The 12,483-nt window shown below is 72.0% G+C and carries 13 protein-coding genes; 9 read left to right on the top strand and 4 right to left on the bottom strand.

What is annotated here, in order from left to right:
• The first annotated feature begins 58 nt into the window (after positions 1 to 58).
• Genes AC1MIR_RS04635 through AC1MIR_RS04620 form a run of 4 tightly spaced genes read left to right on the top strand, consistent with a single transcriptional unit; the run spans position 59 to position 3,958 of the window.
• Positions 59 to 943 carry an HTD2 family dehydratase gene (locus AC1MIR_RS04635; RefSeq protein WP_480026993.1) on the top strand — a complete coding sequence of 295 codons (885 nt, stop codon included), beginning with the start codon at positions 59 to 61 and terminating at the stop codon, positions 941 to 943.
• On the top strand, positions 940 to 2,133 hold the full coding sequence (locus AC1MIR_RS04630; protein WP_480026992.1) for a CaiB/BaiF CoA transferase family protein: 1,194 nt from the start codon (positions 940 to 942) through the stop codon (positions 2,131 to 2,133). The genes AC1MIR_RS04635 and AC1MIR_RS04630 overlap by 4 nt, the downstream gene beginning before the upstream one ends.
• Positions 2,130 to 3,098 carry a Bug family tripartite tricarboxylate transporter substrate binding protein gene (locus AC1MIR_RS04625; protein WP_480026991.1) on the top strand — a complete coding sequence of 323 codons (969 nt, stop codon included), beginning with the start codon at positions 2,130 to 2,132 and terminating at the stop codon, positions 3,096 to 3,098. Before AC1MIR_RS04630 ends, AC1MIR_RS04625 begins: the two co-directional genes overlap by 4 nt.
• Before the next feature lie 11 nt (positions 3,099 to 3,109).
• Positions 3,110 to 3,958 carry an HpcH/HpaI aldolase/citrate lyase family protein gene (locus AC1MIR_RS04620; protein WP_480026990.1) on the top strand — a complete coding sequence of 283 codons (849 nt, stop codon included), beginning with the start codon at positions 3,110 to 3,112 and terminating at the stop codon, positions 3,956 to 3,958.
• 3 nt (positions 3,959 to 3,961) lie between these two features.
• Here AC1MIR_RS04620 and AC1MIR_RS04615 read toward each other — a convergent pair whose 3' ends face one another.
• From AC1MIR_RS04615 to AC1MIR_RS04605, 3 genes are read right to left on the bottom strand one after another with little or no spacing between them, the layout of a single operon-like run.
• Positions 3,962 to 4,837 (bottom strand): MBL fold metallo-hydrolase, encoded by an 876-nt coding sequence (locus tag AC1MIR_RS04615; RefSeq protein WP_480026989.1) that lies wholly within the window; start codon positions 4,835 to 4,837, stop codon positions 3,962 to 3,964.
• Between the two features lie 2 nt (positions 4,838 to 4,839).
• Positions 4,840 to 5,886 carry a dihydrodipicolinate synthase family protein gene (locus AC1MIR_RS04610; RefSeq protein WP_480026988.1) on the bottom strand — a complete coding sequence of 349 codons (1,047 nt, stop codon included), beginning with the start codon at positions 5,884 to 5,886 and terminating at the stop codon, positions 4,840 to 4,842.
• Between the two features lie 2 nt (positions 5,887 to 5,888).
• Positions 5,889 to 6,911, bottom strand: a complete 1,023-nt coding sequence (locus AC1MIR_RS04605; RefSeq protein WP_480026987.1) for an NAD-dependent epimerase/dehydratase family protein — start codon at positions 6,909 to 6,911, stop codon at positions 5,889 to 5,891.
• Positions 6,912 to 7,077: 166 nt separating this feature from the next.
• Here AC1MIR_RS04605 and AC1MIR_RS04600 point away from each other — a divergent pair, with 166 nt between their 5' ends.
• The 4 genes from AC1MIR_RS04600 to AC1MIR_RS04585 are packed head-to-tail and all read left to right on the top strand — an operon-like array spanning position 7,078 to position 10,073.
• The gene (locus AC1MIR_RS04600) at positions 7,078 to 7,575 is read left to right on the top strand and encodes a VOC family protein (RefSeq protein WP_480026986.1); all 498 of its coding nucleotides are present in this window, start codon (positions 7,078 to 7,080) and stop codon (positions 7,573 to 7,575) included.
• Between the two features lie 10 nt (positions 7,576 to 7,585).
• The gene (locus AC1MIR_RS04595; RefSeq protein ID WP_480026985.1) at positions 7,586 to 8,551 is read left to right on the top strand and encodes an ABC transporter substrate-binding protein; all 966 of its coding nucleotides are present in this window, start codon (positions 7,586 to 7,588) and stop codon (positions 8,549 to 8,551) included.
• Entirely contained in the window at positions 8,548 to 9,327 is a 780-nt protein-coding gene (locus AC1MIR_RS04590; protein WP_480026984.1) for an ABC transporter ATP-binding protein, read from the top strand. The genes AC1MIR_RS04595 and AC1MIR_RS04590 overlap by 4 nt, the downstream gene beginning before the upstream one ends.
• A gap of 8 nt (positions 9,328 to 9,335) precedes the next feature.
• Positions 9,336 to 10,073 (top strand): ABC transporter permease, encoded by a 738-nt coding sequence (locus AC1MIR_RS04585; RefSeq protein ID WP_480026983.1) that lies wholly within the window; start codon positions 9,336 to 9,338, stop codon positions 10,071 to 10,073.
• A gap of 4 nt (positions 10,074 to 10,077) precedes the next feature.
• On the opposite strand, the gene AC1MIR_RS04580 is transcribed toward AC1MIR_RS04585, so the two are convergent.
• Positions 10,078 to 11,229 carry an FAD-dependent oxidoreductase gene (locus AC1MIR_RS04580; RefSeq protein ID WP_480026982.1) on the bottom strand — a complete coding sequence of 384 codons (1,152 nt, stop codon included), beginning with the start codon at positions 11,227 to 11,229 and terminating at the stop codon, positions 10,078 to 10,080.
• 21 nt (positions 11,230 to 11,250) lie between these two features.
• Between AC1MIR_RS04580 and AC1MIR_RS04575 the strand changes: the two genes are divergently transcribed.
• A complete protein-coding gene (locus tag AC1MIR_RS04575) occupies positions 11,251 to 12,288 on the top strand; it encodes a ring-opening amidohydrolase (RefSeq protein WP_480026981.1) in 1,038 nt (345 codons plus the stop codon).
• Positions 12,289 to 12,483 lie beyond the last annotated feature (195 nt).

Raw genomic sequence — 12,483 nt, 5'->3', positions numbered from 1 at the left:
GGGGGGTTTGACGCCCTTGCGGCGGCGGGACGACAGTGCCGGCCCAGGAGGAAGCGCGATGCCCGATACGACGCTCGACACGAGCGCCCTGGCCGGCTGGATCGGCCGCCAGGAGGTGCTGGAGGACGAGGTGGCGCTGCCGATCGTCCGCCGCCTGGCCGCGTTGCTCGACCTCGACCCGATGGGCTACCGCCGCGGCGACGCGCTGCCGGAAGGCTGGCATGCGGTGTTCTTCGCCCCGATCGCGCGGCAGTCGCAGCTCGGGCCCGACGGGCATCCGCGCAAGGGCGACTTCCTGCCGCCGGTGCCGCTGCCGCGGCGCATGTTCGCCGGGCGGCGCATGCGCTACCTGGCGCCGATCCGCATCGGCGCGGAGATCCGCCGCATCTCCACCATCGCCGCGATCACGCCGAAGGTCGGACGCACGGGACAGATGGTCTTCGTGCGCGTGGACCATGTGGTGGAGATGGATGGCCAGCCCGTGCTGACCGAGCTGCACGACATCGTCTATCGCGAGGAAGCCAGGCCCGGCGCCGGCGCGCCGCCCAAGGCCGAGGCGCCGCCCGAGCTGCCGGAGCCGCATGAGCGGCAGCCCTATGCGCCGCTGACCACAACGCTCTTTCGCTATTCCGCGCTGACCTACAACGCGCACCGCATCCATTACGACGCGCCCTACACCAAGGGCGAGGAAGGCTATCCCGACCTCGTGGTGAATGGCGGGCTGCACGCGCTGTTCCTGCACGAGATGGCGCGGCGCAACCTGCCGGGCGGGCGCATCGGCCGCTTCTCCGTCCGCAACGTGAACCCCTTCTTCGTCAACCGCCAGGGCGAGCTGCGCTGCCGGAAGGAGGCGGAGGGCCGCCTCTCCCTCTGGGCGATGAACGAGACCGGCCGCGTGACGGCGCAGGCCGAGGCGGCGAGCGAGCCCGGAGAGCTCGCATGAGCGGCAAGGGTCCGCTCGCCGGCATCCGCGTGCTGGACGCCACCGGCGTCATCGTCGGACCGACCTCCACCCTGCTGCTGGCCGAGCAGGGCGCCGACGTGATCAAGGTGGAGCCGCCGGAAGGCGACCTGATGCGCAAGCTCGGCGGCAGGGCGCCAGCGGACAAGCCGGGCATGTCGCCGAAGTTCACGCATTTCAACCGCAACAAGCGCTCCATCGTGCTGGATTTGAAATCGCCGCAGGGGCGGGAGGCGATGTTGCGGCTCGCCGCGTCCAGCGATGTCTTCGTCAGCAACATGCGACCACGCGCGCTGAAGTCGCTCGGCCTGACGTGGGAGGCGCTGTCGGCGATCAATCCGAAGCTCGTCCACTGCACCATCGCGGGCTTCGCAACCGGCGGCCCGTATGATGGGGCGCCGGCCTACGACACGATCATCCAGGGGCTCTCGGGCGTCGCCGCCTGCAACGAGGCGATGCTCGGCGAGCCGCGCTTCGCGCCCTTCGTACTCACCGACCACATCGTCGGCATCATCGCGGCCCAGGCGATCTGCGCCGCGCTGGTGGCGCGCGAGCGCAGCGGGGAGGGCCAGGCGATCGAGGTGCCGATGTTCGAGAACGCGGCCGCCTTCGTCCTCTCGGAACACCTCGGCCAGCGCACCTTCGACCCGGATGGCACGATGGGCGATCCGCGGATCATGACGCCCGATGCGCGCCCGATGAAGACGAAGGACGGCTACATCTGCGTCTCCGCCAACACCGATGCGCAGGCGCGCGGCTTCTTCGAGGCGATCGGGCGGCCGGAGCTGAAGGACGATCCGCGCTTCAAGGACGTTCCGGCACGGCTTGCGCATGTGAAGGACTACTTCGGCCTGCGCGCGCAGGCGCTGCGGGAACGCACCACCGCCGAATGGGTGGAGCTGCTGCGCCGCCACGACGTGCCGGCGATGCCGTATCACACACTCTCCAGCCTGCTGGACGATCCGCAGTTGCGCGGATCGGGCACGCTGACCAAGGAAGAGGGGGAGGATTGGATGCTCGGTCTGCGTCACGCCAATCGCTATTCGGGCTCCGGCCTGCCGCCATCGCGCCTGGCGCCGCGCCAGGGCGAGCATGGCGAGGAGATCCTGGCCGAGCTCGGCTACGATGCCGCGGACCGCGCGCGCATCCTGGGGAAGGCGGGCGCGGCATGAACCGGCGCAGGCTTCTCGCCGCCGCGGCGGCGACGCTCACCCCCTTCGCGCTGCATGCGCAGGACGCCTGGCCGAGCCGGCCGATCCGCCTGATCGTGCCTTTCCCGCCGGGTGCCGCGAATGACACGCTCGGCCGCGCCATGGCCGACCAGCTTGCGCCGAAGCTCGGCCAGCCGGTCGTGGTGGAGAACCGCGCGGGCGCGGGCGGCGCCATCGGGTCGGAGCAGGTCGCACGCGCCCCGGCCGATGGCTATACGCTGCTGCTCGGCCATATCGGCACGCTGGCGGTGAACGTCGCGATGTACCCGCGGCTGCCATACAACCCGGTGCGCGATTTCGCGCCGGTCGCGATGATCGCCACCACGCCCAATGTGCTGGTGGTGAATCCGAGCCTGCCCTTCACCGACATGCAAGGCTTCGTCGCCTATGCGAAGGCGAACCCGGGCAAGCTGCGCTACGGCACGGCGGGCAACGGCAGCGCCGGCCACACCGTGATGCTCGCCTTCCTGCACGCCACCGGGCTCAACCTGGAGCATGTGCCCTATCGCGGGCTGGCGCCGGCGCTGAACGACCTGGTGGCGGGGCATGTGGACGTGACCTGGGGCGGCGCGCCCACGGTGATGCCGCTGGTGCGCGACAACCGTCTGCGCGCGCTCGGCCTCTCCAGCCCGCAGCGCGTGGCGAGCCTGCCGGGCATTCCGACCGCGGCGGAGACCGTCGCGCCCGGCTTCGACGCCGTGCCCTGGTACGGCATCGCCGCACCGGTCGGCACGCCGGCCCCGATCGTCGCGAGGCTCAATGCGGAGATCAACGCCAGCCTGAACTCGCCGGCCGTGGCGGAGCGGCTGCGCCAGGATGGCGCCGAGCCCGCGCCGACCACGCCCGAGGCCTTCGGACGCCTGATCCAGTCCGAGGTCACGCGCTGGGGCGAGCTGATCCGCGCCGCCGGCGTGACGGCGAACTGAGGATGACGGCGATGCGCGCCGCCACATGGCGGTCCCTGCTCTACGTGCCCGCGAACGTGCCGCGCTTCGTCGCCAAGGCGCCGGGGGCGGGGGCGGATGCGATCATCCTCGACCTCGAGGACAGCGTGCCGATCGCGCAGAAGGACGCGGCGCGCGAGGGCCTCGCCGAGGCCGTGCGCATCTGCCGGGAAGGCCCCGCCGCGGTGCTGGTGCGCATCAACCGCCCGCTCAGGCTCGCCGTGCGCGACGTGGAGGCCGCCGTGGCCTGCGGCGCCGACGGGATCCTGGTGACCAAGGCGATGGATGCCGGCCATGTCCGGCTGGTCGCGGAACTGCTGGACGAGCTGGAAGGCGGCGCAGCGCGCGCCGTCATCCTGCCGCTGATCGAGACGGCGGCGGCCGTCGCGCGGATGGAGGAGATCGCGGCCGCCTCGTCCCGCGTCGCCGCGCTGCTCTGCGGCGCGGAGGATCTGGCAGCGGAGATGGGCTGCACCGCCGATGACGAGGTGATCGCGCTGATCAAGCGGCGCATGGTCATCGCCGCCGCTGCGGCGGGCGTCACGCCGCTGGGCACGCTCGGCTCGATCGCGGATTTCCGCGACCACGAGAAGCTGCGCGACGTGATCGCGCGCTCCCGCCGCGCCGGCTTCGGCGGCGCCACCTGCATCCATCCGGGCGTCGTGCCGCTGCTGAACGAAGGCTTCGCGCCGACCGAGAAGGAGCTCGACCTCGCGCGCCGCCAGATCGCGGCGGCCGAGGAGGCCGAGCGCGAAGGCCGCGGCAGCTTCGAGGTGGATGGCCGCATGGTGGACGAGCCGATCCTGCGCCGCGCCCGGCGCATCCTGGCCGCGGCGCGATAGACCCTAAGCGGTGGGCTCGCACCGAAAGCCCTCGCCCCAGCGGCGCACGAAGCCGGTGGATGGCGAGGGGAAGTGAACGAAGCAGCAGAGCGTGTCGGTGTCGCAGACACGCTCCAGGAAGTTCCGGCGCGTGGTCACGGCCTGCTCCGGATCGTGGTCCAGCATCATGCGGAGATGCGGGTAGCGCGCCTGTAGCGGCGAATGGATCAGGTCGCCGGTGATCACTCCCGCGGCGCGCCCGCGGCCGAGCTCGACGGCGAAGTGATCGATGGTGTGCCCCGGCGTCGGCAGCAGGCGGAGATGGTCGTCCAGCGCGTGGTCGCTGGTGACGGGCTGCGCGCGGCCTGCGGCGACGATGGGCAGAACGCTGTCCACGATCCAGGGGATTTCCGCCTGCGCGTTGCGCTCGGTCCAGAAGGCGAGCTCCTTCTCGGAGAACAGGTAGCGCGCATTCGGGAAGGTCGGCACCCAGCGCCCATCCTCCAGCCGCGTATTCCAGCCGACATGGTCGATGTGCAGATGCGTGCACATCACCACGTCGATATCCTCCACGCCGAGCCCGGCCGCCGCCAGCGCATCCATGAAGGCGGTATCGCGCTTGCGGTGCCATTGCGGATGCAGCGGCCGCTCCTTGTCGTTGCCGAGGCAGCTGTCCACCAGCACGGTGTGATGCGGCGTGCGCACCACATGGGACTGCATGCAGAGCTTGATGCGGTCCTTCTCGTCCAGCGCATCCGGCCGCAGCCAGGCCCGGTTCTCCGCCAGCAGCTCCGGCGTCAGGTTCGGGAAGAAGGCCAGGATGTCGCGCAGGCCGGCGGCGGGCTCGGATTCGACCAGGCGATGGATGGTGACGTCGCCGAGGCGGAAGGTTGTGCGCATTTTTACGCCAGCCAGCGCGAGAGGTTGTCGCGCACGAAGGCGTCGTCGGTCAGATGCGGGTAGCGCGCGGCGACCGCGGTCAGCAGCTCCGCCTGCCCGGGCGAGAGGCTTTCGTGCGGATCGAGGCACCAGATGCCTTCCAGCAGGCCCTGGCGGCGCAGGATCTCGTGGCAGCCGGCGATGACGCCGTGGAAGGCATGCGCCACGTCGAAGACCGCGGCATTCATCTCGGTGACCTGCCCATCCAGCGCGAGCAGGTCGGCCGGGATCGGTCCCGCGCCGACCGCCTGGCAACGCCGGTGCAGCTCCACCGCCGCACGCGTCCAGACCGACCAGTGCCCGAGCAGCCCGCCGACGATGCGCAGCGGCTTTTGGCCGCCGAGATCGAAGGGCGTCAGCAGGTCGGCGACGATGTGGTCGTCATTGCCGGTGTAGAGCGCAATGCGCTCCGCCGCGCCCGCTTCCTGCACGCCGCGCAGCACGTCGAGCGTGGCGTAGCGGTTGAAGGGCGCGATCTTGATGGCGACGGCGTTCGGGATGTCGGCGAAGCGCCGCCAGAAGCTGGCGGGCAGCGGCAGCCCTCCGACCGCGGGCTGCAGGTAGAAGCCGAAGAGCGGCATCTCCGCCGCAACCGCCGCGCAATGCGCGACCAGCTCGTCCTCCGACGCGCCCTTCCAGGCGGCGAGCGAGAGCAGCACGGCGTGGTAGCCGAGGCCGCGCGCGATCCGTGCCTCCCGCACCGCCTGCTCCGTGCGGCCAACCACGCCGGCGACGAGGATGGGCGCCGCCGGCTGCTCGGACGCGGCTTCGGCGGCGATGCGCAGGACGGGTTCGTAGAGGCCGACATCGCGGATGGCGAATTGCGTCGTGTGCACGCCCACCGCGAGCCCGCCGCTGCCCGCATCCAGGTAGTAGCGCGACAGCGCCTTCTGGCGCCGCGCATCCAGCTTTCGCTCCGCGGTCAGCGCCAGCGGATGCGCCGGGATCACGCAGCCTGCGCGCAGGCGCTCGACCAGGCCCGCGGGCCAATCCTGCCAGCGAAGCGTCACGATCAGAACCTCCCGTCGCGGACTTCGAACTTGGTCGGCTTGCCGAGCGCCCGCCCGCCGCGCGAGACCCAGTCGGCCACCCATTGCACCAGGCGGTCGAGCGGCACGCGCGGATAGCCGAACAGGCCGAAGGCCCAGGCGGCGTTCGAAAGCAGCGCCTCCGGCGCCTCGGTGCCGGCGAAGGCGGGCTCGCGCCCCATCAGCGCGCCGAAGCGCGTGGCGAGCCATCGGATGGAGACGGTCTCCGGCCCCGTCACGTTCATGATCGGGCAGGCGGCATCGGCATGGCGCAGCGCGCGCAGCGTCCAGGCATTGGCGTCGCCCTGCCAGATCACGTTGGCGTGGCCCATGGCCAGCGGCACCGGCGTGCCGTTCCACACCTTGGTCGCCACGTCGTGCAGCACGCCGTAGCGCAGGTCGATCGCGTAGTTCAGGCGGATACCGAAGCAGCGCGTGCCGCGCGCGGCGCCGGCATGCTGGAACACCCGCTCCCGCCCCAGGCAGCTTGCGGCGTATTCGCCGACCGGCGCCGGCGTCGTGCCCTCATCCGGCATCGGGCCGTTCACCGGCACCAGCGGCAGCACGTTGCCGGTGGAGAAGAAGACGATGCGCGACGCCGCGTATCGTTCCGCCACCATGCCAGGCAGCAGCACGTTCATCGCCCAGGTCAGCGCCTCGTTGCCGGTCGAGCCGAACTTGCGCGCGGCCATGAAGATCACGTTCGGCGCATCGGGCAGCGCCGCCAGCGCCACGCGATCGGTCAGGTCGGCGCTGAGGCACTCGATGCCCCAGGATTCCATCCGCTCCCGCAGGCCGGGCTCGGACCAGCGCGCCACGGCGATCACGCGCCGCGACCGGTCGGCGCGCTTCGCCAGGCGGCAGAGCGTCGGCCCCATCTTGCCGGCCGCGCCCAGCACCAGCAGGTCGCCCGGCACGGCCGCGAGGTCTTCCTGCAGCGCCGCATCCGGGCGCGTCATGACATCCTCGAGTTCCGCCTCGTCGGCGATGCGGGCTGGCCAGTCCATGCGCATTCCTCCGCATTTTGGGCGCAGCATGCCGCCGCGCGCCGATTGCCGCCAGCCCATGCATTCCGCCGGCCCGCTGCGCGCTGCGCAGGCAGCGACCGCGTCATGCGCGCGGCTCCGGGCTGGCATGGCCGTTGCTTGCCCCTTTCAGCGAGGAGGAGCCTGGATGACCGCCGCGATCACCGCCGGACTGTTCCATGTCGCGGTGAAAACCAGCGATCTCGCCGCCAGCCTCGCCTTCTACACCCGGATCCTGGGCCTGGTGCCGGCGGCGCGGCCCGATTTCGGCTACCCGGGTGCCTGGCTCGCAGTGCCGCTGCCGGGCGGTCCTGCGATCCTGCATCTCTATGCGGGCGGGCCCGCATTGGGGCCGCAGGGGCGCGCGCCGAGCGGCAGCGCTGCGATCGACCATGTCTCGCTCGCCTGCTCCGGATATCACGCCTTCGTTGCGCGCTTTCGCGCCGCCGGGCTCGACTGGCGCGAGTTCCTGGTGCCCGGAACGTCGCTCTGGCAGCTCTTCGTGCACGATCCTTCCGGCGTGCAGTTCGAGCTCACTTTCGAGGGGAAGGCGGAGGAGGGGCCGCCCCCCGACATGTCCGCGGCGCGCCGCTACGTCGCCGGCGCAACCTTCTTCGACCCCGCCACCTATCCCAAGCTTGCCTGAGGAGATCCCGATGCCGTCGCGCCGCCTGCTGCTCGCCGCCGCCCTGGCGACGCCCGCCCTTGCCCGCGCCCAGGCAGCGGAGCGGGTGCGCGTCGCCGTCTTCAACGTCTCCTCCGCGCTGCCCTACTACGTCGCGGCCGAGCGCGGCTTCTTTGCCGCGGAAGGCATCGAGGCGAGCGCGGTGCCGTTGCAGGCCGCGCCGCTGATCGTGCAGGCGATGATCGCCGGCGATGTGGAAGCGGCTGCGAACCTGGTCACGCTGGAAGGTGCGAACATCAATGCGCGCCGCGCCAACACCGCGCTCTACATCGCGCTGAACGGACAGAACGCGCAGTACCGGATGGAGCAGTTCGTGGTGCGCGCGGGCCATCCGGCGCAGGCCATCCGCGACCTGCGCGGCGCGCGCATCCTCTCGGCACCCGGGCCGGCCAATCTCAGCGCGGCGCGCGCGGTGCTGGCCGCGAACGGCCTGCAGGAAGGGCGCGACTACACCATCCAGGAACAGCAGATGGGCGTGCATGTCGGCGCGCTGCAGGCCGGCACCTTCGATGCGGCCTACACGCTGGAGCCCGTCGCGACCATCGCCGAGCGGGCCGGCGCCGCGCGTCGGCTCGAAGCGGGCGTGATCGCCACGCATCTGCTCGGCCGGACGGATGCGCAGGCCTGGGCGGCGGGCTGCGCGCTGACCGGGAAGTTCCTGGCCGACAAGCCGGCCGTGGCGCAGCGCTTCGCCAATGCGTGGTCGCGCGCCTGCGCGCTGATCCGCAGCGACGCCGCCGCGGTGCGCCCGCTTCTGGTGCAATACATGCAGACCTCGGCCGAGCTCGCCCCCACCATTCCGCTGGTGAATTTCACCATGGTGAAGGACATGACCGCGCCCGACATCGCCGACTTCCAGCGCTTCGTGGATCTGGCCGTGCAGCAGGGCGTGGTGCGGGACCGCATCGACGTGAACAGCTTCCTGCGCCGGCTTTGAGCAGCTCGCCCATCGCACCGCGCGAGGCCGCGATCTCGATCCGCGGCCTCGCCAAGGCCTTCGGCGGGCAGCCGGTCTATGACGGCTTCGACCTCGACGTGCGGCGCGGCGACATCCTCTCGGTCTTCGGGCCGAATGGCTGCGGCAAGTCCACGCTGATCAACATGGCCGCGGGCCTGCTGGCGAAGGATGCCGGGGAGATCCTGTACGACGGCCGGGAAGTCGAGGAGGTCCGGGTCGGCTACGTCTTCCAGAACTACCGGGAGGCGCTGTTCCCCTGGCGCCGCGCCGCCGACAACATCCGCTATCCGCTCCGGCTGATGGGCCTCGGCCGCGCCGCGATCGAGCAGCGGCTGGAACGGCTGGCGGCGAAGTTCCGCGTGCGCTTCGACCTGGCGCGCTACCCCTATGAGCTGTCGGGCGGCCAGCAGCAGCTCGTCTCCATCATGCGCGCCCTGGCCGTGGAGCCGGAGGTGCTGTTCCTCGACGAGCCGTTCTCCGCCCTCGACTACGAGACGACGCTCGCGCTGCGCGGCCTGCTGCAGGCGGTGCTGAAGGAGACGCGGGTGACGACGCTGCTGGTCAGCCACGACCTCGAGGAATCCATCGTACTGGCGGACCGGCTGCTGATGCTGCGCCGCCGGCCGACCTCGGTCGCCGACGACATCCCCGTCGAACTGTCCTGGCCGCGGGATGCCGCGACGCTCTCCGATCCGGCCTTCGTCGCCATCAAGGCGCGCTGCCTCGACGTGTTCCAGCGGGCCGTCGCGGCATGAGGGCGGCGGTGGCGCCGCTCGCCGGCGCGCTCGGCTTCGTCCTGCTGTGGCAGGTGGCCGCCTGGCTGCGCCTGGCCGACCCGATCCTGCTGCCGCCGCCGGCCGAGACCTTCCGGGACACCTGGCGAGGTTTCGCGCAGGGCACGCTCGCCTTCGACACCTGGCGGACGGTGGAGCGCACGGCGCTCGCCTTCCTCATCGCCAGCGCCGTCGGCGTCCCCCTCGGCGTGGCGCTCGGGGCGCGGGAGAGGCTCTATCGCGACGTGGAGTTCGTGGTGGACTTCTTCCGCTCCACCCCGGCCTCGGCGCTGTTCCCCCTGTTCCTGATCCTGTTCGGCCCGGGGGAGGGCACGAAGGTTGCGGTCGCCGCCTTCGGCGCGGCGCTGGTGATCCTGTTCAACGCCGCCTATGGCGTGATGAACGCACGCCGCACGCGCGTGCTGGCGGCACGCGTGATGGGAGCAAGCGAGGCGCGGATCCTGCGCGACGTGCTGGTGTTCGAGGCCTTGCCGCAGATCCTGGTCGGCATGCGCGCCGGCGTCTCGCTGGCGCTGGTCATCGTGGTGGTGGCGGAGATGTTCATCGGCTCCACCGACGGGCTCGGCCATCGGGTGATTAATGCCCAGATGCTGTTCGAGTCGCCGTTGATGTATGGCGTGATCTTCGTCGCCGGCGCGCTCGGCTACGCGCTGAACCTGCTCTTCCTTCTGGTCGAGAAGCGTTTCGTCCACTGGGCCGGGCGCTGACGGGTCACGCGACCTCCCTATAGGTCCGCCGCAGCTTCGCGAGGAAGTCCGGCGCACCCTTGGCACGCGTGCCGGCGACCACATCCGTGCCCGGCACCAGCGTGTCGGAGGCTTCCAGCGAGAAGTCGCGCACGAAGGCGACGCGCGGATCGCGGATCGCCGCGATCTCCTGCACGCTGCCGCCGCGCCGCAGCACCGTGCCCGCGACCACGCCGCATTCCACCGCCTGGGTGGCGCCCTGGCCGAGGGTCGGCACCATCGCCTGTGCCGCATCGCCCAGGAACAGCGCGCGGCCGGACGGATCGTGGCGCAGCAGCGGCGCGGTGGCCGAGCGCGCCCAGTGGATGTCCGCCAAGTGGCGGCCGATCCTGTCCAGCATCCAGGCGACGGCGGGGCAGGGCGGCGCGCCCTCCGGCGTGAAGAGCGCCCGCTGCGCGGCCTCCGTCTTCATCGCCTCGCTGATCTGTGCATCGGCGCCGAGCGGGAAGGTGCCGGCGATGTAGACCGCGCCGCCCGGCACGCGGAAGGACAGCAGCCGGGCATTGCCGCGGAACCACTGGCCGTAGTCGTCATAGGGGCAGTCATGCGCGTCGGTGACCAGCAGCCGCCAGATGCAGACGCCGAGCAGCGTCCCCTCCGGCTCGCCGCAGGTCATCGCCCGGAGCCGGCTGTAGCGCCCATCGGCGCCGACCAGCAGGTCGAAGGCGCCGTCCCGGACCAGGCCGCCGGCAGTGCGGAACACCGGGACGAGGCGACCGGCCGCATCCTCTTCCAGCGCCTCCAGCACATGCTCATTGCGCGTGCAGCCTGCCGCCGGCTCGCGCAGCAGGCGGTAGAGTTCCGACCAGCGGATGCGCACGCCCGGCTCCTCCGCCACATCGAGCAGGTCGAGGTCGAGCAGGCGCGTCCCGTCCGTCAGGTCCACGAACCAGCGGTGCCAGGGGAGCGATGCGGCCCGCAGCGCGGCGTGGCGCGCGGGCATGTGCAGGCGCAGCGCCTTCAGCGCATTCGGCCCGATATTGAGGCCGGTGCCGGCCTCGGCATGATCGCCGGCGGCGACACGCTCATAGGCCGTGACGGAGATGCCGGGGGCGTCGCGCAGCGCCTCCGCGAGCAGGCTGCCGGCGACGCCGGTGCCGATGATGCCGATCCTCATGCGACGCAGTATGCTAGCGCCATGCCGCACCTCGCCATCCACCGTCTCTCCATGGCCCATCCGGGCGATCTTTCGGCGCTGGAGGCGCTGATCGCGCGCGGCGAGGTCCGCGCGGGCGAGATCCGCGCGGTGATCGGCAAGACCGAGGGCAATGGCGGGCTCAACGACTTCACCCGCGGCTTCTTCACCCAGACGCTGATGCTGCTGCTGGCGTCGCAGACCGGGGAGGCGCCGGCGGCGCTGGCCGCCCGCATCCCTTGCGTGCTGTCCGGCGGGACGGAGGGTGCGCTCAGCCCCCACTACCTGGTCTTCTCGGTCAGCGAAGCCGTGGCGGCGGGAAGCCACGGCCTCGCCTTGGGCACCGCCTTCTCGCCGCCGACGCCCGCGCGCGAGATCGGACGCGCCGCACAGATCGGGGCGGTGGTCGCCGCCGTGCGGGCCGCGATGGCCGATGCCGGGATCGCGCGCGCCGAGGACGTGGCGCTGGTGCAGGTGAAGGCGCCGGCGCCGCAAGCGCCCGATCCCGCCGCGCGCAGCACGGACGCGAAGGTCCTGATGGCGCTGTCGCGCGCCGCGGCGGCGGTCGGCGCCGGCGTTGCGCTCGGCGACATCCCGGCGGATCGCGCGACGGAAGCCGCGCTGCTGACGGACCTCTCGCTCTACTCCAACCGCGTCTCGATCTCCTCCGGCGTCGAGGTCACCTGCAACGAGGTGGTGGTCTTCGGCCAGGCGGATGGCTGGACGGCGGGCATCGTCGCCGGTGTTGGGCCGATGGCGGACCTGCTGGACCTCGCCGGCGTGCAGGCCGCCTTCGCCGCCGCGCCGGGCGAGGTGCTGGGCGTGATCGCGAAGGGCGAGCCCGCCCGGGCGGGCGCGATCCGCGGCCATCGCCACACCATGCTGGGCGACACCGACATCGACGCGCAGCGCCATCTGCGCGGCGCGCTCGGGGCGATCGTCGCCGCCGTCGCGGGCGACGGCCGCGTCTTCGTCAGCGGCGGGGCGGAACACCAGGGCCCGCCGGGCGGCGGGCTGGTCTGCGTGTTCGCCCGGCGCTGATTCTCAGCGGATCGCGTCCATCACCGCATGGGTCCAGGCGCCGGTCGGCGCGCGGGTGATCACCGGGCTCTCGCCGCCGGAGGACAGCAGCGTCTGCACCGTCCGCTCGTAGTCGGCCCGCCCCCCCCCGCCCCCCCCCCCCCCCGCCCCCCCCGGCGCCCGCGCGCCCCACCAGCGGCGCGGGGGGGCCGGGGG

It is taken from the genome of Falsiroseomonas sp. RANM36 (genome assembly GCF_056682175.1).
This window is presented reverse-complemented; position numbering and strand designations above follow the sequence as displayed.

Coding starts and splice junctions, on each gene's coding strand:
- AC1MIR_RS04635 (WP_480026993.1), top strand. CDS start 59: ATGCCCGATACGACGCTCGACACGAGCGCCCTGGCCGGCTGGATCGGC.
- AC1MIR_RS04630 (WP_480026992.1), top strand. CDS start 940: ATGAGCGGCAAGGGTCCGCTCGCCGGCATCCGCGTGCTGGACGCCACC.
- AC1MIR_RS04625 (WP_480026991.1), top strand. CDS start 2,130: ATGAACCGGCGCAGGCTTCTCGCCGCCGCGGCGGCGACGCTCACCCCC.
- AC1MIR_RS04620 (WP_480026990.1), top strand. CDS start 3,110: ATGCGCGCCGCCACATGGCGGTCCCTGCTCTACGTGCCCGCGAACGTG.
- AC1MIR_RS04615 (WP_480026989.1), bottom strand. CDS start 4,837: ATGCGCACAACCTTCCGCCTCGGCGACGTCACCATCCATCGCCTGGTC.
- AC1MIR_RS04605 (WP_480026987.1), bottom strand. CDS start 6,911: ATGGACTGGCCAGCCCGCATCGCCGACGAGGCGGAACTCGAGGATGTC.
- AC1MIR_RS04600 (WP_480026986.1), top strand. CDS start 7,078: ATGACCGCCGCGATCACCGCCGGACTGTTCCATGTCGCGGTGAAAACC.
- AC1MIR_RS04595 (WP_480026985.1), top strand. CDS start 7,586: ATGCCGTCGCGCCGCCTGCTGCTCGCCGCCGCCCTGGCGACGCCCGCC.
- AC1MIR_RS04580 (WP_480026982.1), bottom strand. CDS start 11,229: ATGAGGATCGGCATCATCGGCACCGGCGTCGCCGGCAGCCTGCTCGCG.
- AC1MIR_RS04575 (WP_480026981.1), top strand. CDS start 11,251: ATGCCGCACCTCGCCATCCACCGTCTCTCCATGGCCCATCCGGGCGAT.